This is a genomic window from Veillonella sp. CAG:933, from assembly GCF_000431435.1.
Lineage (GTDB): Bacteria > Bacillota > Negativicutes > Veillonellales > Veillonellaceae > Veillonella_A.
In genome coordinates, this window is the sequence record NZ_HF986217.1 from 78262 (window position 1) to 99682 (window position 21421).

23 protein-coding genes are annotated in these 21421 nt (G+C 42.5%); 2 read left to right on the plus strand and 21 right to left on the minus strand.

The window, feature by feature from the left end; genetic code table 11:
• Positions 1–40: 40 nt before the first annotated feature.
• The 8 genes from QZL64_RS09960 to cobU all read right to left on the minus strand — a co-directional run bounded on the left by QZL64_RS09960 (position 41) and on the right by cobU (position 7464).
• A complete protein-coding gene (locus QZL64_RS09960; protein WP_021841849.1) occupies positions 41–787 on the minus strand; it encodes a pseudouridine synthase in 747 nt (248 codons plus the stop codon).
• A 16-nt stretch (positions 788–803) separates the two neighbouring features.
• On the minus strand, positions 804–1436 hold the full coding sequence (gene cobC / locus QZL64_RS09965) for an alpha-ribazole phosphatase (protein ID WP_021841850.1): 633 nt from the start codon (positions 1434–1436) through the stop codon (positions 804–806).
• Positions 1390–2598 carry an aminotransferase class I/II-fold pyridoxal phosphate-dependent enzyme gene (locus QZL64_RS09970; protein ID WP_021841851.1) on the minus strand — a complete coding sequence of 403 codons (1209 nt, stop codon included), beginning with the start codon at positions 2596–2598 and terminating at the stop codon, positions 1390–1392. Before QZL64_RS09970 ends, cobC begins: the two co-directional genes overlap by 47 nt.
• A gap of 13 nt (positions 2599–2611) precedes the next feature.
• Entirely contained in the window at positions 2612–3520 is a 909-nt protein-coding gene (locus tag QZL64_RS09975) for a GHMP family kinase ATP-binding protein (RefSeq protein WP_021841852.1), read from the minus strand.
• Positions 3521–3651: 131 nt separating this feature from the next.
• Positions 3652–4392, minus strand: coding sequence for an adenosylcobinamide-GDP ribazoletransferase (gene cobS / locus QZL64_RS09980; RefSeq protein WP_021841853.1), 741 nt, complete (start codon positions 4390–4392; stop codon positions 3652–3654).
• Positions 4389–5366 (minus strand): adenosylcobinamide-phosphate synthase CbiB, encoded by a 978-nt coding sequence (cbiB, locus tag QZL64_RS09985; RefSeq protein ID WP_021841854.1) that lies wholly within the window; start codon positions 5364–5366, stop codon positions 4389–4391. The genes cobS and cbiB overlap by 4 nt, the downstream gene beginning before the upstream one ends.
• Complete coding sequence (locus tag QZL64_RS09990) at positions 5366–6889, minus strand: cobyric acid synthase (protein ID WP_021841855.1); 1524 nt, start codon at positions 6887–6889, stop codon at positions 5366–5368. Before QZL64_RS09990 ends, cbiB begins: the two co-directional genes overlap by 1 nt.
• A complete protein-coding gene (gene cobU, locus QZL64_RS09995) occupies positions 6889–7464 on the minus strand; it encodes a bifunctional adenosylcobinamide kinase/adenosylcobinamide-phosphate guanylyltransferase (protein WP_021841856.1) in 576 nt (191 codons plus the stop codon). Before cobU ends, QZL64_RS09990 begins: the two co-directional genes overlap by 1 nt.
• A gap of 116 nt (positions 7465–7580) precedes the next feature.
• Here cobU and QZL64_RS10000 point away from each other — a divergent pair, with 116 nt between their 5' ends.
• Positions 7581–7922 (plus strand): hypothetical protein, encoded by a 342-nt coding sequence (locus QZL64_RS10000; protein ID WP_021841857.1) that lies wholly within the window; start codon positions 7581–7583, stop codon positions 7920–7922.
• A 143-nt stretch (positions 7923–8065) separates the two neighbouring features.
• Here QZL64_RS10000 and QZL64_RS10005 read toward each other — a convergent pair whose 3' ends face one another.
• From QZL64_RS10005 to QZL64_RS10065, 13 genes are all read right to left on the minus strand, one after another.
• On the minus strand, positions 8066–8572 hold the full coding sequence (locus QZL64_RS10005; protein WP_021841858.1) for a cob(I)yrinic acid a,c-diamide adenosyltransferase: 507 nt from the start codon (positions 8570–8572) through the stop codon (positions 8066–8068).
• Positions 8573–8605: 33 nt separating this feature from the next.
• Positions 8606–9016, minus strand: coding sequence for a nucleoside-diphosphate kinase (gene ndk, locus QZL64_RS10010; RefSeq protein ID WP_021841859.1), 411 nt, complete (start codon positions 9014–9016; stop codon positions 8606–8608).
• A gap of 11 nt (positions 9017–9027) precedes the next feature.
• On the minus strand, positions 9028–9891 hold the full coding sequence (htpX, locus tag QZL64_RS10015; protein ID WP_021841860.1) for a zinc metalloprotease HtpX: 864 nt from the start codon (positions 9889–9891) through the stop codon (positions 9028–9030).
• Between the two features lie 153 nt (positions 9892–10044).
• Positions 10045–10959: a homoserine kinase gene (gene thrB / locus QZL64_RS10020; RefSeq protein ID WP_021841861.1), complete on the minus strand. Its 915-nt coding sequence runs from the start codon at positions 10957–10959 to the stop codon at positions 10045–10047.
• Positions 10960–10971: 12 nt separating this feature from the next.
• Positions 10972–12261, minus strand: a complete 1290-nt coding sequence (locus QZL64_RS10025) for a homoserine dehydrogenase (RefSeq protein WP_021841862.1) — start codon at positions 12259–12261, stop codon at positions 10972–10974.
• A gap of 121 nt (positions 12262–12382) precedes the next feature.
• Positions 12383–12832: an ACT domain-containing protein gene (locus QZL64_RS10030; protein WP_296309530.1), complete on the minus strand. Its 450-nt coding sequence runs from the start codon at positions 12830–12832 to the stop codon at positions 12383–12385.
• Entirely contained in the window at positions 12825–13847 is a 1023-nt protein-coding gene (locus QZL64_RS10035; RefSeq protein ID WP_021841864.1) for a lysylphosphatidylglycerol synthase transmembrane domain-containing protein, read from the minus strand. The genes QZL64_RS10030 and QZL64_RS10035 overlap by 8 nt, the downstream gene beginning before the upstream one ends.
• Positions 13844–14698, minus strand: a complete 855-nt coding sequence (locus QZL64_RS10040; protein WP_021841865.1) for a ChbG/HpnK family deacetylase — start codon at positions 14696–14698, stop codon at positions 13844–13846. The genes QZL64_RS10035 and QZL64_RS10040 overlap by 4 nt, the downstream gene beginning before the upstream one ends.
• A gap of 245 nt (positions 14699–14943) precedes the next feature.
• Positions 14944–15390: a nickel insertion protein gene (gene larC / locus QZL64_RS10045; RefSeq protein ID WP_021841866.1), complete on the minus strand. Its 447-nt coding sequence runs from the start codon at positions 15388–15390 to the stop codon at positions 14944–14946.
• 4 nt (positions 15391–15394) lie between these two features.
• A complete protein-coding gene (larB, locus tag QZL64_RS10050; RefSeq protein ID WP_021841867.1) occupies positions 15395–16174 on the minus strand; it encodes a nickel pincer cofactor biosynthesis protein LarB in 780 nt (259 codons plus the stop codon).
• On the minus strand, positions 16174–16953 hold the full coding sequence (locus tag QZL64_RS10055; protein WP_021841868.1) for a TrmH family RNA methyltransferase: 780 nt from the start codon (positions 16951–16953) through the stop codon (positions 16174–16176). The genes larB and QZL64_RS10055 overlap by 1 nt, the downstream gene beginning before the upstream one ends.
• Positions 16954–16955: 2 nt before the next feature.
• Positions 16956–18734 carry an ABC transporter ATP-binding protein gene (locus QZL64_RS10060; protein ID WP_021841869.1) on the minus strand — a complete coding sequence of 593 codons (1779 nt, stop codon included), beginning with the start codon at positions 18732–18734 and terminating at the stop codon, positions 16956–16958.
• Positions 18731–20476 carry an ABC transporter ATP-binding protein gene (locus tag QZL64_RS10065; RefSeq protein ID WP_021841870.1) on the minus strand — a complete coding sequence of 582 codons (1746 nt, stop codon included), beginning with the start codon at positions 20474–20476 and terminating at the stop codon, positions 18731–18733. The genes QZL64_RS10060 and QZL64_RS10065 overlap by 4 nt, the downstream gene beginning before the upstream one ends.
• Positions 20477–20747: 271 nt before the next feature.
• Here QZL64_RS10065 and tpx point away from each other — a divergent pair, with 271 nt between their 5' ends.
• Positions 20748–21263, plus strand: a complete 516-nt coding sequence (gene tpx, locus QZL64_RS10070) for a thiol peroxidase (RefSeq protein ID WP_021841871.1) — start codon at positions 20748–20750, stop codon at positions 21261–21263.
• Positions 21264–21421 lie beyond the last annotated feature (158 nt).

The following is a 21421-nucleotide window of genomic DNA, read 5'->3' on the forward strand; positions in this document are numbered from 1 at the left end:
AGTTTTTTCATTTCATGATACCACAAAATGAGCGTTTTGACTATAGTTTTTCGTAGTCTGACGCTTCAAGATACATAAAATCACCGGGGGTCGGGATGTCTGTTAAATCAAGATGTCCCACTGTGAGGCGCTTTAAATAGGTGATTTCACCGCCGGCCGCCCCTATCATGCGTTTAACCTGATGATATTTACCTTCTTCGATTATAATTTCGGCACTCTTAAGTAAAACGGCATCACCGACGCCCGTATCTTCTGATTTTTCGGCCACTGCACCGGTTAAGATGATTTCAGCCGGTTTACATTCCGTACCGTCACCTAGGACGATACCGGTGCGAATGCGTTCTAAGCCTTCTGCGCTAAGGGTACCGCTATATTCAAAATAATACCGTTTGGGCACATGTTTTTTGCCGTTGATAATGCGGTGGGCCCAGGCGCCGTCATTGGACAGTAATAAAAGGCCTTCCGTATCTTTATCGAGGCGTCCCACCGGGCCTACGCCCATAGTGCGAAACTCGGGCGGCAAAATATCCATAACCGTGGGATGACGAGCATCCTCCATGGCACATACATAACCGGCCGGTTTATTAAACTTTACATAATAAATCTGGCGGCTGTCGATGATTTCACCATTTACCGCAATCGTTTGTTCCGGAATATCAATGGGCATATCTTTTTTCTTAGCCACTACACCATCCACCGTAACAAGTCCCTGCTTTATGAGTGCATGGACTTCTTTACGGCTGCCCAAAGCTTTATTGGCTAAAAATTTATCTAAACGTAATCTCATAATATAATCCGAACTATTATAACTGAATCGTTTCCAAATGTTTCGTGTAGTTCAAAAGACTCAAAGTATTATGATCATCTTCTGTCAGGCCGTAGAATTCCACACGGCTGATGGCCGTATTACCTTGGCTGAAATTCCAAGCAAAATGAAGCGGTAAGCTGAGCATTTTACAAATCAAGGTACGATTGGTACCGCCGTGAGCCACAATAAGAATGGTTTTATCTTCACCGATAGCTGTCATTTCATCGGTCAAGGCTTGCCAAGCGCGCTCCTGCACTTCTTGGAAAGATTCCCCGTTTGAAATTTTAACTTTATCGGGACTGCGATACATGGTGTAAATGGAATGAGGCCATTTAGCTTCAATCTGGTCATAGGTGAGGCCTTCCCAGTCGCCAAAATTAATTTCACGCAACCGTTCATCGGTTTTAAACGGAATTTGACGATTTCCTAAAATTGTTTCCGCTGTAATACGGGCACGATCTAAGTCACTGGCAATAATGGAGTCAAAATGTACGGATGTTAATTCCTTGGCCACCGCTTCAGCTTGAATAATGCCCGTCTGATTGAGTTGAACATTCGTAAATCCCTGATAAAAGCCACTGCTATTCCATTCCGTCTGGCCGTGGCGAACTAAGTAAATTGTGTGCATGGGCGAACTCCTTTACATATGAAATCAATAATTCATTACGGTTTCTATCTTTAACAGCAATCCGAAACCACCCTTGCCCAAGCCCGTCATAGGCTTCGCAACTGCGAATCAGAAGCTGTTTATTTTCTAAAAATTCCATAAAATCGGCAAGACTCGGATGTTGCGGTTGCCAATGTAAAAGCATAAAGTTAACCGTCGGCGGTAAAGCTGTTATAAAGTCGAATGCATTAATGGCGCCATAGAGCCACTCTTTTTCACGTGCCACGACGGCCCGCGTTTTTTGACGATACACTTCGTCTTGAAGGGCTTCTATCCCATATTGTTGGGCCAAATGATTAACCGACCACGTCGGTACATGAACGGCAATACTCTTTAATATATTCGTGTCCCCCAATAATAAGCCTAAGCGTAAACCCGGAATTGCATAGAATTTGGTCAGTGAATGCAATATAACAATGGCCGGATATTCCGCCAAATAAGGCCGGAGGCTATGAGATTCATTGGTGAACTCAATAAATGATTCATCAATAAGCAGTAAGCTGTTTGATGCTTGGGCTAACGCAGCCATTTCGAATACTTCCGTCAGCGTTTGCAAACTGCCGTCCGGATTGTTCGGGTTACCGAGACAGATTATTGTTCGCACTTGTTCTTCTGCACAGCGTTTGAGATGGGCTTTTAAATCTTCATAAGGAACGGCAAAATGGGTAATCGGTTGATGCGGTGTAGTACTCCCAAATAAATGATGGGATTCATTTACCGATTCTACTTCACCATCGGCGGCCATCGGAATCATAGAATAGGCTAAGACCGAAAGACCTTGAGCCTGTGCGGCTAAGGCATATTCGGAAAAGCCCGGTGCCGGTACCAATACTTCCTCGATACCGGGTAGGGTCATGAGGGCATACAATAATTCGGCCGCTCCATTCCCCACCAGAATGTTCTCATCAGGTACATCCATAACCTGACTTACTGTCCGGCGAAATTCTGTGTATTCCGGATCCGGATAGTGAATGATTTCATTTAAGTGAGCCGTCAAAGCGGCTTGCCCTTTGGGGCTCATGCCTAAAGGATTAATATTAGCGCTAAAATCAGTAATATCCTGTGGTGCTACGTTATGAGCGGCCGCCACTTTATAGATGTTACCACCGTGGGTATTTTTCATGGCTGAGCACCTCCTAACGCTTCATAAAGGTGATACCTTCGTTGGTTGTTTCGACGGTATCTAAATATAATAAATCCGGTAATTCCTGATGGACAGCGGCGCGACAATCAGCCAGCGGTGCCCCGTCGGTGGGGAATAAAAGTCCCATAATTGTGCCGCTATGGGCAATAATCGTGCCTACACTGTTAAAATGATTACCGATTTCATGCAACGCATACAATAATGGTTTATGTAAAATACGCTGATTAGCAAACGCACTTAAGGTGGCGGCCTGGCCGATTAAAGATACATTATGGGTGGCAATCCCTTCTTTAAAAAGAGCCAATGATTCTTTGATGTACGGTTCTTTTTCGGCAATCAGGTCATGAAGCCCGTGCTGCGCATTGAAACTGACTGTATCAATTTCGCCGCCTTCGTCAAAAATCATGATTTTCATAGGCGGACACTTGCCAAGGGGCTCGGTTATTTTTCCCTTGATATAGTCAAACTGAACTACCCCGGGATAAAAAGAAGCATCACTGGGCTCGATACTTAAAGAAATCTCTTTTAGTTCTTCCAAGGTTAGCGCTCGTCCGTAAGCCAAAGCCGTAGCCATGGCGGCTACGCTAATATCGGCACTGCTGGATGCCATACCCTTTCCCTGGGCAATATCGGAACGCACATAAACAGAACTACGCCAAGCACGCTGTACAGCCGGACTATTGGGCAGGGTGCCTTCAGCTACAAAAGAATTGATAACTTTTTGGGCTGCTAAAGCTGCTTTTGGTTGCAGCGAACAATAATAAGGTCTAAGCGGTTGCTTTACTCCGCTTAACGCATAGGAATAGCGATTAATAGGACAGGTAACCAAAAACGGTTGACCATCAATGGACCCTTGCAAAAACTCACCGCATGTCCCTGGTGCTCGTACATAATATGACACCTGTCGTTCCTCCATACTAATATACACAAAATAACACAAATCAATGTAAATACATTGTAAAAGTTTTGTTTGAGGCCGTGTTACAATACAAAGAATTCTTTGATACTAAAAATATTACTTATAAATGATAACTATAAAGTAATACCAACAGCAACAGCGGCCAATACCAATAATAATTCCGATGACTCAATGACAAAGCCGTACGTATCGCCGGTTACGCCACCAAGGTGTTTGGAAATATAGGAATTTAACACTAAATTGATCAAAATTCCTAAACCGAGGAAGATGGCGTAGAGCCAATGGAAATATACAGCCGGTAATAAGGCAATGAGTGTTGTCCAAAGAAGGGTTTGCTTTGGTGAATATACGGCAAAGGCCTTCCCCATCCCTTCGGGACGAGCATAGTGAAAGAGTCGAATACTCAGCACTAAGGAATAGCGACTGATAATCGGCATAAAGAATAAAAATTGTAAAAGTATGGTTGGATTGACATGGGCGATTAATTGCCATTTCAATAAAGTAAGAAAAACAAAGCCAACGACACCATTTGAGCCGACGCGGCTGTCTTTCATAATTTCCAACTTACGTTCACGATCGCGACCTGAAAAAAGACCGTCACAGGTGTCCATGAACCCGTCCGCATGTAAGCCGCCGGTAAAAAGAAACTCGAACACAACCAATAATAAAGCTAATAACGTAATCGGTATATAGGGTACCAACAGCCAATAAATAAGAGCCATGAAGGCACCGATAACAAGGCCTACCAGCGGAAAGGTTACGACGCTTTTACCAAAGTCGTAAATGTCCCATTCCGTCTGATTGACCAATTTTAAACGTGTTAAAAACTGTAAGCCAATAAAAAATGACTTCATAATATCACCAAAATCCTAGTTAATACGGCACTGATAACAACGCCTAGTAAAGAACAAACATACATCATGCCAATCGTTTTTTGAATATGAACACCTCGCATTTTCATGTCCGGATCTCCCATATAGGCACGGAATGTCATGGTGTCGCCGTATTTATTATAACCACCGAGACGAATATGAAGTGCCCCGGCTACCGGCGCTTCCGCATAGCCACCATTCGGACTCGGATGCTTCTTGGCATCACGTAAACCAATGCGCCACGCGTTACGCCAATCATGACGTAAAATAAAGGCAGTTAACGTATATAAGAGAAATGTTATGCGAGCGGGCAGCCAATTTAAAACGTCGTCAAAACGTGCCGCTATACGGCCGAAGTACATATATTTATCGTTCTTATAGCCCAACATGGAGTCCATGGTGTTGGCTGTTCGATAAAATAAGGCACCTAAAGGACCGAAAACAGCAAAGAACAATAAAGGTGAAATAATGCCATCCACCGTATTTTCCGCCACCGTTTCAATGGTAGCACGAGTAATTTCACTTTCATCAAGCTCGGTTGTATCACGACCTACAATCCAGCCTACCTTACGACGGGCTTCTTGTAAATCGCCTTTACGCAACAATTGAGCCAGTTCAAGCCCTGCTTCCGCCAATGAGCGCGGACTGATTGTAATATATACGATAATGACCTGCATGGCATAGCCAACCCACGGATTGATTGTGCCGGCAATTAAAATCAGTAGAAAGCCTATAACAGTCACTGTTAACAATGTTAAAAGTACAGTTAAACCGCCGTATAACAACTTTTTCCCATAACTGTCACGCTCGCCGTAGAGAAATTTTTCATAGAAAGAAATAACATCGCCAATGAGGACCACCGGATGGAATCGGCTTCTTGGGTCACCCACAATACAATCCAGTAAAAAGGCCCACAAAGGAATGAAATAATATGCATTATGTAGAAACCAGTCCATTATGCCTGTTCCTCTAATAATTTGTCGATATAATCCATATCAAGATGTTTTTCCACAATATCAGCTAAGCGATTATAGGCCGCATCTTTATGTTCAAAGTAATGGAACACTTCGTCCAGCGGTTCGAGCCCTTTACGCTTGCGTAAGGCGTTCAAGATTTGGCGACGTAAGCTGTCATTATCCAAAATGCCGTGAATGTAGGTCCCCATAACAAGACCTGATTCATTGACGAAACCATCCATAACAGCTACCGGTTTTTCGCTGCGAGACGTTATGGCAAAACAATCAGCCACAGTACCCACACCGTGGGTGTCCCCCATATGAATTTCATAGCCGCGTAAATTTTCACCGCTATAATCGATGCCCAGGAATGGCAATTTAGTAGTGTTAAACGAAACTTGATGGGTCATCTTCGTGCCCGTCATAGTTGTTTCCGTCGGTAATAAACCAAGGCCGTTAAGTTCCGGAATATCTCCTTCCACACCGTCCGGATCATGGAGTTTTTCGCCGAGCATTTGATAGCCGCCGCACACACCGAATACAGGTACGCCCTTTTTGGCAAGAGCTTTAATATCTTCGGCATAGCCTCGATCTTCGAGATATTTTAAATCGGCCATGGTGTTTTTGGAACCCGGTAAAATGACCATATCCGGTTCGCCGATAGCGTCACCGGGTTTTACAAAGCGTACTGCTACATCCGGCTCATAAGCTAACGCATCAAAATCGGTAAAATTGGAAATTTTAGGTGTTTGCATAACCGCAATGGTAATTTCACGGTTAATGGTGGTGTGTTTGCTTTCAAGGGCTACGGAGTCCTCTTCGTCAATATCCAAATTGTCAATGGCCGGAATTACCCCCACTACCTTGCGACCCGTACGTTCTTCGATAAAATCAAGAGCCGGTTTTAATAAATTAATGTCACCGCGGAACTTGTTAATTACAATGCCCTTTACCAAATCCCGTTCTTCCGGTTCCAATAGTTCTAAAGTTCCCACGATGGACGCAATAGCACCACCACGGTCAATATCGGCTATGAGCATAACCGGACAATTTGTCATTTTAGCTACGCGCATGTTTACGATATCGTTAGCCTTTAAATTAACTTCCGCAGGGCTGCCGGCACCTTCGATGACAATCATGTCAAAATTTTTATCTAAAAAGTCCAAACTTTCTTTTACTTTATCGAGAGCTGTTAAGGAGTAATGGGTGTGGTATTCTTTGGCACTGTATACACCAACCGGTTTCCCCATGAGAACCACTTGGGAGGACTGGTTGCCTGTAGGTTTTAACAATACGGGATTCATCTGTACTATCGGGTCAATGCCGGCGGCTTCCGCCTGTGCCACTTGAGCCCGGCCGATTTCATCGCCCCAGCGTGTTACATAGGAATTTAAAGCCATATTCTGGGCTTTGAACGGTACTGTTTTTAAGCCGCGACGATAAAAAATACGGCAAAGCGCCGTCGTTAAAATACTTTTACCTACATTTGAGCTGGTTCCTTGGAACATGAGTTTTTTTGCCATTATATATGAACCTCCTTAGCCTTTAGCTCTGTGGTAATGCCACTGATTGTTAAATATACTTCATCGGCCGCTTGGGCCACAGTTTGATTTAATAAGCCTGCAATATCACGGAAGAATCGAGCCATTCTGTTTTCCGGAACAATTCCGAGACCCAATTCATTCGTTACAAAAACTACTGTTTTATCGGCTTTATGCGTTGCATCTATGAGTTCTTTGAACTCAGCTACTAATGAATCTGCCAACTCATTGCACTCAGCTTGATTTTGAGGCTCTTTTTTTAGCATAGCATTAGTGGCATACATAGTCAAACAATCAATAAGAATAACGTCGCAGCTGTCTAAAATCTTTGACCATGAAGCGGTTATGTCATAAGGAATCTCAAAATTATGCCATATATTACCGCGCCGTGCTTTATGTTTTCTGACGCGATCTTCCATTTCATCGTCAAAAATCTGACCCGTTGCAACGTAGCCTTTTTGACCGGGCAAGGATAAAACGAGTCGCTCCGCAAATTCACTTTTACCGCTGCGTGCCCCGCCGGTGCACAATATAATTCGACTCTCTACTATCGACATGAGAAATATCCTCTCCCTTACATTTAAATTTAAAGGATTTTGTATATCATAAACCCTTGAAATTATTTCTAGAATAAGTATACAATAAATCAAAGACTGATAAGGAGTGTATACCTATGGAAATGAAAAACTTGTTTGTAAAATTAATGGCCACTTTATGGGAAAATACATATCGTGCCGTGGTTACCGATCAAAATGATCAGTACGTAGCAACGGCTCGCGTTATCGTTAATATTCCCTTAAGTCGTGAAGTACTGCCGGATAACGCCCCCGAAGTGGACCCACAGTTATTGGTACTTGTTGAAGACGGCGCTCTCGATCCCAATAATCTCATCGAATTCGAAACTATTTTAGCGGCGAAAGTTCGTGAAAAATTTAATTATGAAATCATGACGGTCTTCTTCTACTATCCAAGTCCCGAAGATGTGCTCAATAAAGGCACCATAGACCAGCAATAGTCAGTTATTACTAAATCGCTTAGTTTAAAACTATCTATATAACAAAAGAAAAAGCTATGTTACGCGAATAATTCGGTAACATAGCTTTTTTATATTGGTGACCGTATTCACGTGTCAAATTTTATGAAGTTACTGCCACCAACTTATAGTTCAAATTCGGCACGTGCTAACATATAGCAGCAATCGGACAAACGATTTAAATAGCGAATATCCACATCGTGAACGGTTTCACCGGACTCGGCAAGACGCCATAAAGCGCGTTCGGCACGACGAGTTACCGTACGGCATTGATGCAATAAGGCGGAACTTTTTTTGTCGCCCGGTACGATAAATTTAGTGAGCGGTTCCATTTTAGCATCATAGCTGTCAATAATCTTTTCTAAATTTTCAATATGAGCATCCGTGATATTCGGTTCTTGGCCGAGACTGGCCACATCCGCCATAAGCTGCCACAATTCCTTTTCAATATCATAGATAACCTGCTGAATATCTTCATGTTCAGAAAAAGCACGCGCAACACCTAATACAGATTGAAGTTCATCAACCGTACCATACGCTTCTACGCGAAGGGATGCTTTGGAAAGACGCTCACCCGTGTAAAGAGATGTAGAACCTTTATCGCCAGTCTTAGTATATACTTTACCACTCATACTAATCACCTCATTTGTAAAAAGAAAGATATATTACGCTTTGAATTCAGGGAACCAAAGGGCAACTTCACGTTCTGCCGTTGCTACCGCATCCGATGCGTGAACAACATTTTCATTAATAGCCAAACCGTAATCGCCGCGAATAGTACCGGCATTAGCTTTTAACGGATCTGTGGCGCCATTTAACTGGCGAACGGCAGCAACTGCATTATCACCGCTAAGTACCATAGCCAAAACCGGGCCGGACGTAATAAAATCAATCAATTCTTGGAAGAACGGCTTATCTTTATGTTCGTCGTAATGGGCAGCGGCTAACTCACGCGGTACTTGCAATAATTTTAAAGCGCTGATTGTCAAACCTTTGCGCTCATAACGAGCCAAGATTTCACCGCAAATTTTCTTTTTCACTCCGTCCGGTTTTACGAGTACTAACGTGTGTTCCATAAGACTGCCTCCTAACGCATACGACTTGCTAATTCTTTTAATTTTTCAATACGAGATGCTGTACTTGGATGTGTGCTGAAAAGTGAGCTTGCTAAATCTTTCACACTTCCCAACGGGTTAATGATGAACATGTGAGCTGTTGGCCCAAGCTGAGCTTCGCCGCCCGGCAACATGCCATGTTTAGCGTAATAATCGATTTTAGCTAAGGCCGAAGCTAAAGCTAATGGTTTGCCGCTCATTTCGGCGCCCCCTTCATCGGCGAGGTATTCACGGGAACGTGAAATCGCCATCTGAATTAAGGCAGCCGCAATCGGTGCCAAAATAATGGTAGCCAACATTGCGATTGGATTGCCTCTTTCACGGTCATCACTGCTACCGAAGATAGCAAACATTTGCATCATATTGGCAATCATTGTAATTACACCGGCCAGACTGGCAGCCACAGTACTGATTAAGGTATCGCGATGTTTAACGTGAGTTAATTCGTGACCCAGTACACCTTCGATTTCATCATCCGTCAAGAGATTCATAATCCCTGTCGTAACTGCTACCGCTGCATGCTCAGGATTACGACCTGTGGCAAATGCATTCGGCACATCGGAGTTGATGATATACACCTTTGGCATCGGCAAATTACCGCGTTTGGCCAAACCGGCTACCATATTGTATAATTCCGGATTGTCCGTGCCCGAAACTTGCTGTGCATTGTACATTTTAAGTACAATCTTATCGCTATTCCAATAGCTGAAGAAGTTCATAGCCATGGAGATAAGGAACATTGTCATGAGACCGGCCCGTCCGGCGACCAACTGTCCGATCACCATCAATAACCCCGTCATCAATGCCAGTAAAACAGCAGTCTTAACATTATTCATATTTGTTTTGCCTCTTTCTTAAGATAAATGTGTAGCTTGCTACTCAGTAAGCTACGTCCTGATGAATAGACTTGTTTCCTGATTTTAGTAACATTCTATTCACAGTATAATTATATAGTAATTGCTTTCATTTGGCAATTTTATAAACATTTATCATATGTATCGAGCCCCTACCGTATCGGCTTTCAGCACATAAGTACGGCATGGAATATTATTGTTATTAAACACATCACCCATACGCGTGGCTACGGTTTGTGCTGTTGAGCGCGGGCAATAGGCAATTAAGGTAGAGCCGGAGCCGCTGATAGTGGCGCCATAGGCACCTGCTTTGCGAGAGGCCTCAAACACGTCCTCACAATGAGGAATGAGCGTTTTGCGGTATGGCACATGAAGATAATCTTCCAAAGCGATGCGCAAGTAATCCAGTTTATGTTGCAATAAGGCCGTAACAAATAAAGTGGCATGACTTACATTAGCCACCGCTTCTTTATGAGCAATAGTCTTTGGCAAAACGCTCCGGGCATATTCCGTTGAAACAGACACTTCCGGTACCACTACGGCGAAAAGTAACTCTTCCGGTAAGGCCACGGTTGTATATAAAAGTTCTTTCGGATCATTGACGGCACACACAAGATTACCCAATAAAGCAGGCGCCACATTATCCGGATGTCCTTCGATGTCGTTGGCTAAGACTAAGAGTTCATGCGTTGTAAGTGGTTTTGCCAACAAGCGATTCGCTAAGAGTAAACCCGCTACGATGGCCGTGGAGCTGCTACCGAGCCCACGGGACGGTGGAATTACCGTTTCACTGTGAACGTTACCATATATAGGTTCGGAGCTTGCTTGTTGAAATACAGCTTGCATGGCCTGCCCCACTAAATTATAAGTTTGATCTTCTTTGGCCAACGTATCGGCATCAAAGCCGGAAAAGGTATATGTGTTGGCGCTGGCCGTTTTATCGGGCGTGAAGGTAAATGTATTATAAAGCTCCAAGGCGAGCCCCAGAGAGTCAAATCCGGGGCCGCAATTGGCACTGGTAGCCGGTACTTTAACTGTAATTGTATCCATCTGCATTGCCTCCTAATCAGTCATAATAGGAATAACGCTGCCGATTTCACGAACGACGCGAAGATTATTGAACGCATCGATTACATTTGAAATATACGAACGAGGGCAGGACGATGTAACAATAGCTAACGTAGAGGTCGTTTCACTTTCATTACGCTGCGTTACGGCTTGTACGGAAATACGCTGCTCCGCCAGTTTTGATGCTACTTTTGCCAAAACACCGGTGGAGTTGTCTACTAAGATGCGAATGTAGTAGGACGATTCAATCTTACCGGACGCATATAGATTCTTTTCGGAGAAATAGAATGGTTTTAACTGACCAAGGTGGTTAGTTTGGATATTTTTGGCAATTTCCATGATGTCACTTACGACGGAGCTGCCCGTTGGCAAGCTGCCGGCGCCGCGGCCATAGAACATGGCGTCATCGATGCCGTTGCCCTTAACATATAATGCATTATAGGAACCGCGTACCGACGCGAGCGGATGATTGCTGGAAATAAAGGACGGATGCACATTAAGCGACAAACCTTTTTTCGTTTCTTTGGCAATACCCAACAATTTAATGGTGTAACCGAATTCTTTACCAAAGGCAATATCCGTAGCGTCGATTTTAGTAATCCCTTCTACGGATACGTCTTCAAAGAATATACGACGGTTAAAGGCAATAGATGATAAAATAGCCAATTTACGAGCCGCGTCGAGCCCTTCCACGTCGGCTGTCGGATCTGCTTCGGCGTAGCCTAAAGCCTGTGCTTCCGCCAATACTTCGGCATAGCCGGCGCCTTTTTCAGTCATGTTGGACAAAATAAAGTTAGTTGTACCGTTCAAAATACCAACGATTTCCGTAATTTTATTCCCCCCTAAGGATTCATAGAGGGTGCGGATAATCGGAATACCGCCTAATACGCTGGCTTCGTAACGCAAATCAACGCCGTTTTTACCGGCTAAATCCAATAAATAAGGACCTGCTTCAGCCAGTAAATCCTTATTGGCTGTAACTACACTTTTCTTAGCTTTTAGAGCTTTTTCAACACAATCCCGGGCGAAAGTCACACCGCCCATAACTTCCACAATAATTTGAATGGACGAATCTTCAAAAATCGAGTCTACATCATTCGTAAACTGTGTACCTTCCGGCAACGTAATGTGGCTGTATTTTTCAGCATTACGCACGAAAATTTTGCTGACTTGAATCGATACACCGGTGCGATTAGTGATTAAATCACGGTTTTTAACTAATAATTCAAATGTTCCTTGCCCTACGGTCCCAAATCCCAGTAAAGCGACCTTAACTTGTTCCATCTTCTTCTCCCTCTCTCTTATAAGAGTGCCCCGGCCTATTAAATAAGTCGGGGCTAAGCCTATTTTTCTTTTTTATTAGCCATATTCTTTAATGTTGAAATGAGTGATCAATCTGTTTCGATTAAGCCTGACCTAAAATTTCAACTTTTAAGATACCGCGGATACTACGGATATTATCCAAACATTCTTCTAATGTAGTGGACAAATCCTTGGTTTCAAAGGCAATCGTTACGTTAGCAATGCCTTGAAGCGGAATATCCTGGTTAATTGTCAAAATACTGCCGTTACTTTTGGCAATAGCCCGTAAGATGCTGGATAACATGCCCGGATCATTAGACATGGAAACCGTAATAGATACGATTTTACCTTGGGCAATTTCGTAAAACGGGAATACATAGTCCTTATATTTATAGTAGGCGGAACGACTTAAATCCATGCGTTCAACAGCTTCGTTAATCGTTTTAGCTTCGCCTAATTTTAAAATTTCTTTTACTTTAATCGTCTTTTTAATGGCTTCAGGAAGAATGTCTTCTTGAACCAAATAAAATTTGTCTTTCTTTAACTTAGCCAATGTTATTACCTCCATCTTTTTCCTGTTCATCAGTCATTGCCGCGCCGGCTACAAATTGACGACCGTAGAGGGTAAATACGGAATACATGCCAATGAAAAACGGCAAATACTCAGCCACTACACGCCAGCCAACTGCGACAATTCCGACAGTCCCTAACGGCAAAAATGACTCAAACAAATAAACGAACAAACCTTCGGCTACACCTGTACCACCCGGTGTAGGGGCAAAATACAAAATAAGATTTAATAAAATCATGCGATTGAGGACTTCCACAATCGGTATATCCCATGTAAAGGCCATCATAAGTGCCGGTGCTATCGTATATAAAGCGATAAGACTTAAACCGGACTCAATGAAAACCACTATGGACTGAAATGGTCTGGCATAGATTAAGCTAAACCCTTCATTTAACTCAGCTAATTTGGCTAACCAACTTTTAGGATGACCACTTTGTAACCGTTCGGCTACAATGTAAACAAATCGTTTCATTAAATTGGTCTGCAACAGATATAAGCCAAAAATTGTACAAAGTACCATAATAAATGATACCTGAATCAAAGCTTCGTTGCTGATGTAAGGAATTGTTATGGAGCCGTGTAAAAATATAACCGGTAACATAGCAATTAAGAACAAAATAGAAAATACGGTTCGAATCAGTACAATCGGCGCCCCTTTCATAACGGGTACACCGTAACTCTTAAGGATTAAAACCTGAGCCACCGCGCCGCCGCTGGCACCAGGTGTCAGCATGGCCATAAAATAGTTACCGAATATAACGCGTAAAATAGCTTTAATCGGTAATTTATAGCCGCCCATTTGTACTAACCGCTGTAAACGTAAACCGTCAAAATACATACCCACAGCCAATGCAATCAAAGCCAACAACAGGGATGTAATATTAAAGGTTTCCAGAGTTTGTAACGCTTTTAAATCAATGGTGAAATAAATAGTGAGCCCTGAAATAACCAGTAGCAAAAGCCCTAACAATAGGCCTCGCTTGAGCATCTTATTCATTCACATTCACCATAATTGAGAAGCTGAATCTGATGGAACTTGATAAACTCTTTTACCGGTTCCGCGCACATAGCGGCTAACTCACTTTCCCAGTGATAATCCCAAGGGAATAAAGCGTTGAGAACCCGATCATTATTACCGGGATGAGTCATAATTTCATGACTGCCACGAGTACCGGCTACACGATGAAGAATTTCCATTAATCGTTCTTCCGTAAGCTGGCCGCCACTCATCATACCCCAGAAATAACGTGGTGACCAAATACCCATACGACTTGAAAAGGTGTATGCTTTATCGGCCACTTCCGCCAAACCTACCTTACCGGCAAAACGTCCCCATTGATTAATTCCGTTGCGGAAAAAACGATCTTCCGCAGGAATGCGCATCTTTTTAATGCCGTATTTTTTCAATAAGGAAGTCATAATCGGTGTAATTTGCGGCAATACATGCAAGTGCTGATGTCCGTCCGCATGTGTAATGGCAAGTCCGGAGGATACCACTTTTTCGAATTGTAAATCCAATTCTTGATATACTTCTTCAAAATTAATATCTCCCGATACCGCTTTCTTAATGAATTGCGGATAGGAGGTAAAAAATCGACCGTGCTCGTCAACGAGGCTCGGTACTTTGTCGGCACCGCTTAGTGGTTTAAGACCACCCACAAGGGCTGTGTGGACGCCAATCCCCAAACGAGGATTTTCCTTGGCCATAGCAACTGCTTCGTCAAAAGCATCGCCATTGGCCAATAACGATGTGCTTGTGATAATCCCCTCTTTGTGCCCTTTAATGATACCTTCGTTAACGGCTTGATGTAAGCCGAAATCGTCGGCATTAACAATTAATCGTATCATATGCACCTTCTACTTTTTTAATACTTAATCATTTAAAGAGGATATATGTTATTTTAACATATGTCTATTGGTAGTGTATAGTGGAATTTTACTATTACACACTAATTTTAGGAAAAAAATATAATCAATTAATGAACTGCTGATAATATGACTGTAAAATTTACCGTCATGATGTCTCAAATCACGACAGATGATACTTTTCATCTTGAATTTTAAATAATTAGTGCGAGAGACTATATTTTACACTAAAATACGGGACTTGTTAAGGTGGCCCACACTTCTTTTTCTAAAATTTTTATAGGAATATTTAATGCAAGTGCCGCGTTAGCTAAATCTTCGTATTCAAGGGAAATATTCACCAGTTTTCCGTCGTGAAATGCCTTTTTTACATGTATCTTTTGATTTTTGTAAAAAATCTCTTCAAACTCTCGTTCACAGATTACACGGTCTACCTCAAAATATCGAAAACCGATAGTGGTGGTATTTTCAAAAATCAATTCACTGATATCCTTTAATTGCTCTTTCGGTGCCAACACACTGAGCATAATAGCCGGTCTTCCCTTTTTCATAATAATAGGGGTTAACCACGCATCATTGGCGCCGCCCTTCAGCAAGGTATCCAGTAAAGGACCATATAGTTCCGGATTCATGTTATCGATATTGGCTTCAATTTGAATTAATTGTGAGTTCATACATTCACCTCTGACTGTTAATCATATGAGCCAAACGGCCGGCGCCGAATCCGTTATCGATGTTCACTACACCGACTCCGGCGGCACAAGAATTTAACATGGATAACAAGGCGGCTAAACCTTTAAAATTAGCGCCATAACCAACACTGGTGGGCACGGCTATAATCGGTTTCGTCACAAGCCCACCGATTACACTGGCCAGAGCACCTTCCATGCCTGCTACTACAATAACGACATTGGCGGATGTAATATCATCTAAACGGTGAAACAGACGATGAATCCCTGCTACGCCAACGTCATAAATGCGAGTCACTTCATTCCCCATAAGCTCTGCGGTTACCGCTGCTTCTTCGGCGATTGGAATATCACTTGTCCCCGCTGTTACTACCGCAATAGTACGACCCTCATTGTGTATGACTTTATCACTATGACGATAAATAATGCGACTCGTTTCATCGTATTCAATTTCAGGAATCACAGTTTTTAACGCATCATAAATGCTCTGTCTCGCTCTGGTGCCCATATACGTACTGTAGTGTAAATTCAGTTCTTTTAGAATCGTAATACACTGTTCATCGGTTTTACCTTCACAATAGACCACTTCGGGAAACCCCTGTCGTTTGTCACGATCCAAATCGAGTACGGCATCTTGTAAATTGCGCGACCGTTCTTCTTTTTGAACCGCTTGACTAATCAATTCAGTAATCGATGACTTACATTCTTCTAACTCAAGGGAACCATTTTTATAAGCTTTTAAAATTTGGCTGATGTCCTGTTCATTCATTATAACCAACTCTCTCTCACTGCATACATGCATAAAGCGGCCGCTACCGATAAATTAAGGGACTCAATAGGTCCGTACATAGGTATAGTTATCCGATTATCGGCCATGTTGAACCACGCTTCACTGAGCCCATTCGCTTCATTGCCTAAAAGTAATAAGGTTTGCTTCGCAAATGTTACATCTTGAATAGCCTCAGCATTATCTAAGGCGGTGGCATAGGCCGTTAACTGACTGTTTTTCATTAGACCCACCACATTTTCCATGGTAACATTCTCAAAAATCGGTATTTTAGTGATGGCACTCATGGTGCTGCGAACGGTCTTTTCATTATAAGGGTCTACACTGCCTTTGGTTAAAAAAAGCCCCTTCGCACCGGCCGCTAATGCAGTACGAATAATAGTCCCCAAATTACCGGGATCTTGCACTTCATCAAGTAATACATATAAACCATCGGTAATAACTAAATCGTTAATATCATGATGTTGCTTCTTCACAATGGCAACGATGCCTTGGCCGTTAACGGTAGATTCGATGGTATGCATCAAATCACTGCTCACCGACCATAACTTGATACCTCGTTGTTCCGCCTCCGATATTATTGATTCACAGTTACTGTCTTCTTTTACAAAAATCGTAGTTACCAATCCCGTGGCCATCATATCACTTACGGTACGAAGACCTTCCGCTAAATATTCACCATGTAATTTGCGGTATTTTTTGCGCTGCAAAGATTGTGCATATTTTAATGTTTTATTATCTTTTGACGTAATGAGCTCCAACCTTATTTCGCCTCCCAAAGTGCAAAGAATTCACCCTTTTGTGCAATTAATGATTCATAATCCCCCTGCTCTACAATTTGTCCGTGCTTAATCATATAAATACAATTAGCCGAACGAATAGTCGATAAACGATGGGCAATGCTGATAATCGTTTTTTCACCGCGAATCGTTTCAATGGATTCTTGAATCAATTGTTCCGTATGACTGTCAATATGAGCGGTTGCTTCGTCAAAGATAAGAACCTTGCGATCGCGCACCAAGACGCGAGCTAACGCTAACAACTGCTTCTGACCGGTGGATAATAAAGAACCTAAATAACCAACCGGCGTATTATAGCCTTGCGGCAATCGTTCAATCATAGCGTGCAAATGGGCCTTTTTAGCCGCTTTTATGAGATTCTCTTCCGGAATTGTGTCATCGTAGAGGGAGAGATTTTCACGAATAGTCCCTTTGAACAAATGACTGTCTTGGAATACATAGCCCATGACTTCTCGCAAGACAGCCGGTGCATAATCGGCTGTATCATAGCCGTTGATGCGAATCGTACCTTTAGTAGGACGGTAAAAGCCCATTAATAAGCTCATCAAGGTAGATTTACCGCCCCCGGACGGTCCTACGATGCCTACAAATTGCCCACCGTCGATGGCAATGGAAATATCTTTTAAGGCATAATTATCGGAATCATCATAGGAAAACCACACATGGTCAAATTCAATGGTGTTAATCGTTTTAAACTCTTCCGGAATCGACACTGCTTCAATGGTCGTGTCGGACTCTTCATTAATAATCGGCACCAAACGCTCCGCACCGGCTAAGGCACTTTGCAAGTTATTATATTTTTCGGCGATTTCTTTAATCGGCTGGAAAAATTTATCCATATATTGGATGAAGGCAAATACTGTACCTGCTTCCGTCACCGAATCGAACCAATTGGTAAAACTGAAAATAGCGATAAAAATGACGAACAGTAAGCCGTCCACAATCGGACGGAAGATGGCGAAGGTTTTAACCTCGAATAAACCGGCTTCTAAAAATTCACGACTGATGCGGTCATACTGCTTCGCCATAATCTTTTCACCCACATAGGATTTAATAATGACGATGAAGTTGAGCATCTCCTGCACCGACGTATTGGAAGCCGCCAATTTGGTACGGACACCGCGGAACGCTTTACGGCTGTATTTTTGATAAATAAAAATAATAACCGCCATAATCGGCACCAGTAAGGAGACTAAGGACGCCAATTTTACGTCGATGGCAAACATGGATATTAAAATACCGATAATCATGAGCACACTGCTGCCCAATTTTAACACTACGTCGGTATACAAAGTGCGCAGTGATTCCGTATCATTGGTTACCCGGGTAACCAAGTTACCGATTGGCAATTGCCCGAAATGAGCCGGTGTGCGCGCTAAAATCTTGGAAAATACTATATTTCGAATTTCAAAAATAATGCTTTGACCGAATTTTTGTAATGTATAATTTTGTACAAACAAAGCAATAATACTGAAGCATATCGTCATAAAGTAGATACCGGCATACTCTGTAATAATGCCGATGTCTCGTTGCGGAAAAGCCGTATCGATTACGGTTTTCATCAAAAGCGGGCGCAGTAAGTCGAGGCCCATGGCAATCAATAAAAACAGCGCTGCCCACAAAAGCAGGAAGGAATGCGGTTTTATATATTGTCCTAAACGGCTTAGTAGCAAGATATCTTGATGCTTCGTTAACTGCGCTTCTTCCTGTACCGTATAGGAACTGGTATGTTGCTTGCTCATTGGGCCCCTCCTTCCTCAGCTACACCGATAAGCGGTTCATCAAGCTGCTGGGCATATAAGCGATAATACTCGCCTTCTTTGGCCATAAGCGCTTCATGAGTACCTTCTTCGACAATGGTACCTTCTTTAAAAACAATAATGCGATCCGCTTCGCGGAGTGCTTCCAAACGTTGGGAAATGAATAATAAACTTTGATTACGACCTTGGCGTAAGGTGTTTATAATCGTACCGGCACTGATGGTATCCAAAGCGGAAAAACTATCATCCAGGAGCAAGTACGGTGCATTTTTATAAAGACCGCGAGCAATATTAACACGCTGTTTTTGACCGCCCGATAAATCGGTGCCCCCTTCTTTTAGACGTTTAGCCGCCGGCGCCAGGCGCTCGCTTAAATCACGAGTTAAAGCCGCTCGTTCAGCCGCTTGGGAAAGTTCCAGCGTATGATCTGACGCTTCCCCAAAGGCGATATTTTCACCGATAGTAGTGCCTAACAAATATGGTTCCGGCGGTACATAGGCAATGCTGCGACGCAGCACTTGAAGCGGCATGGACGTAATATCTTCGTCCCCCACATAAATACTGCCTTGCGGCGTATCGTGTAAGCGCAATAGCAATTTAAATAGCGTAGATTTACCGGACCCCGGTCCACCGACGATGCCGATAAATTCACCCGGTTTAATCGTTAAGTTTACGTCGTGAAGCATAGGTACTTTTGTTTCCGGATAGGTAAAGGTTAAATCTTTAACGGTAAGTGTGGTCAATGGTAACTCCCGTTCCTCGTCGGTTGGTTTTTCTTCTTCAATCATGAGGAAATCGTAAATACGATCCAAAGAGGCCAACCCTTTTTGAAGAACCGATAACAAGGAGCCAATACCCATAATTGGGCCGATAATTAAGCTCAAATAGCCGTTGACTGCTACGAAATCGCCTACGGTAATTTCATTGGCAATGATTAAGCGACCGCAGATAAAAATGGCGATGGCGTGACACATAAAAGGAGCTACGAAAGTGAGCGGTGCCAAGATTGAATCAAGGAAGGCAACACGCATGTTCTTGTCATAATTCACCTTGTTAATGTTATTAAAACGCCATAAACTGCGCATTTCACGGTTAAAGGCACGAATCACCGGCATGCCGAGGAATAGCTCTTGAGCGAACTCCGTTAAGTCGCTATACGTATTCTGCGCTTCTTTTTGACGCTTACGCATGCGGCGACTCACGGTGAGCATACCGGTCAGAATAAACGGCATCGGTAGTAAGGTAAGTACCGTCAAGGAAACGCTGATTTCTTTAGCCATCAAGAAGAATGAAAAAATACCGAAAAAGATGGCATCTACTAAAATCATTACCCCCAGGCCTAAGGAAACGCGCAAGGATGTTACGTCATTGGTCATTAAGGCCATAACCTTACCGGGGCCGTTTTTTTCATAATAGGCAGTAGGAATATATAATGCGTGATCAAATAAACGACGACGCAGTAAAAATTCAAAGCGACGAATGGACCCCAACAGCAAATGTCGGGATGAAAATTTTAGCACAGTGATAACAATAGCTAACATAAAAAAGTACCCTATATATGTAGTAAGGCCTTCCTTACCGTAATATAAGGTGTTAATGGCTTCCCCGATGAGGCGCGGAACATATAAAAACAGAATGTTAATCGTAATCAGAATCAAAACGCCCAGCAAATAGACGGGCCCATAACCTTTAAAAAATTGTGAAAAAATAGTCAGTTTTTTCATTATCGTCTCCAAGAATAGTTAGATTTTTTATTTTATCTATAAAAATAAAATGATATATTTTACTTCTATATTGTAACATAGTTTATATCACATCGAAAATCATCAATTTTTATTTTACTTATAAATTCTATCATGCTATACTTAATATGGTAAGCGGAGTTGTACGGCATTTATAAAAATAACCGTCTCCACTTTACGAGGCAGTGAAAATTGTTCTCTGTCAGATAAATTAAACATTAAATTTTGAATTAATCTTAGGAGGTTATTCATTATGGAAAAACGTACCGGTGTAATTACATTCGCAGGCAATCCAATGACATTATTAGGTAAAGAAGTAAAAGTTGGCGACGCAGCTCCTAACTTTACTGTTTTAGATAACGGCTTAGGCGCTAAAACTTTGAAAGACTACGAAGGCAAAGTAAAAATTATTTCCGTAGTTCCTTCCCTTGATACCGGCGTTTGTGACGCACAGACTCGTTGGTTCAACAAAGAAGCTACTGAACTTTCCGACGACGTAGTTATCTTGACTATCTCCATGGACCTTCCATTCGCTCAGAAACGTTGGTGCGGTGCTGCCGGCGTTGATAACGTAATCACCCTTTCCGACCACAAAGATGCAAGCTTCGGTGAAGCATACGGTTTCTTGATTGAAGAACTTCGTTTGTTAACTCGCGGTATCGTTGTTATCGGTAAAGACGACAAAGTTGCTTATGTTGAATATGTTCCGGAAGTAACAAGCTCCGTTAACTTTGACGCAGCTGTTGATGCTGTTAAAAAATTAATCTAAGGATTAACTTAATTAACTCACATAGAGTGTCGAGCATTGGCTCGGCACTCTTTTTTTGTCCTATAGGTCCTCACCCACTGAGCTCTATAAGACCCTATTTACCCTATAAGCGCCTATTTTTGTATGAAAAAGGGGCTGTAACGAAATTGAGTTTTTTA

What these genes read in the sequence shown, in the direction of transcription:
- QZL64_RS09960 (WP_021841849.1), bottom strand. Translation starts at nt 787, where the DNA reads ATGAGATTACGTTTAGATAAATTTTTAGCCAATAAAGCTTTGGGCAGC.
- cobC (WP_021841850.1), bottom strand. Translation starts at nt 1,436, where the DNA reads ATGCACACAATTTACTTAGTTCGCCACGGCCAGACGGAATGGAATAGC.
- QZL64_RS09970 (WP_021841851.1), bottom strand. Translation starts at nt 2,598, where the DNA reads ATGAAAAATACCCACGGTGGTAACATCTATAAAGTGGCGGCCGCTCAT.
- cobS (WP_021841853.1), bottom strand. Translation starts at nt 4,392, where the DNA reads ATGAAGTCATTTTTTATTGGCTTACAGTTTTTAACACGTTTAAAATTG.
- cbiB (WP_021841854.1), bottom strand. Translation starts at nt 5,366, where the DNA reads ATGGACTGGTTTCTACATAATGCATATTATTTCATTCCTTTGTGGGCC.
- QZL64_RS09990 (WP_021841855.1), bottom strand. Translation starts at nt 6,889, where the DNA reads ATGGCAAAAAAACTCATGTTCCAAGGAACCAGCTCAAATGTAGGTAAA.
- cobU (WP_021841856.1), bottom strand. Translation starts at nt 7,464, where the DNA reads ATGTCGATAGTAGAGAGTCGAATTATATTGTGCACCGGCGGGGCACGC.
- QZL64_RS10000 (WP_021841857.1), top strand. Translation starts at nt 7,581, where the DNA reads ATGGAAATGAAAAACTTGTTTGTAAAATTAATGGCCACTTTATGGGAA.
- QZL64_RS10005 (WP_021841858.1), bottom strand. Translation starts at nt 8,572, where the DNA reads ATGAGTGGTAAAGTATATACTAAGACTGGCGATAAAGGTTCTACATCT.
- ndk (WP_021841859.1), bottom strand. Translation starts at nt 9,016, where the DNA reads ATGGAACACACGTTAGTACTCGTAAAACCGGACGGAGTGAAAAAGAAA.
- htpX (WP_021841860.1), bottom strand. Translation starts at nt 9,891, where the DNA reads ATGAATAATGTTAAGACTGCTGTTTTACTGGCATTGATGACGGGGTTA.
- thrB (WP_021841861.1), bottom strand. Translation starts at nt 10,959, where the DNA reads ATGGATACAATTACAGTTAAAGTACCGGCTACCAGTGCCAATTGCGGC.
- QZL64_RS10025 (WP_021841862.1), bottom strand. Translation starts at nt 12,261, where the DNA reads ATGGAACAAGTTAAGGTCGCTTTACTGGGATTTGGGACCGTAGGGCAA.
- QZL64_RS10035 (WP_021841864.1), bottom strand. Translation starts at nt 13,847, where the DNA reads ATGAATAAGATGCTCAAGCGAGGCCTATTGTTAGGGCTTTTGCTACTG.
- QZL64_RS10040 (WP_021841865.1), bottom strand. Translation starts at nt 14,698, where the DNA reads ATGATACGATTAATTGTTAATGCCGACGATTTCGGCTTACATCAAGCC.
- larC (WP_021841866.1), bottom strand. Translation starts at nt 15,390, where the DNA reads ATGAACTCACAATTAATTCAAATTGAAGCCAATATCGATAACATGAAT.
- larB (WP_021841867.1), bottom strand. Translation starts at nt 16,174, where the DNA reads ATGAATGAACAGGACATCAGCCAAATTTTAAAAGCTTATAAAAATGGT.
- QZL64_RS10060 (WP_021841869.1), bottom strand. Translation starts at nt 18,734, where the DNA reads ATGAGCAAGCAACATACCAGTTCCTATACGGTACAGGAAGAAGCGCAG.
- QZL64_RS10065 (WP_021841870.1), bottom strand. Translation starts at nt 20,476, where the DNA reads ATGAAAAAACTGACTATTTTTTCACAATTTTTTAAAGGTTATGGGCCC.
- tpx (WP_021841871.1), top strand. Translation starts at nt 20,748, where the DNA reads ATGGAAAAACGTACCGGTGTAATTACATTCGCAGGCAATCCAATGACA.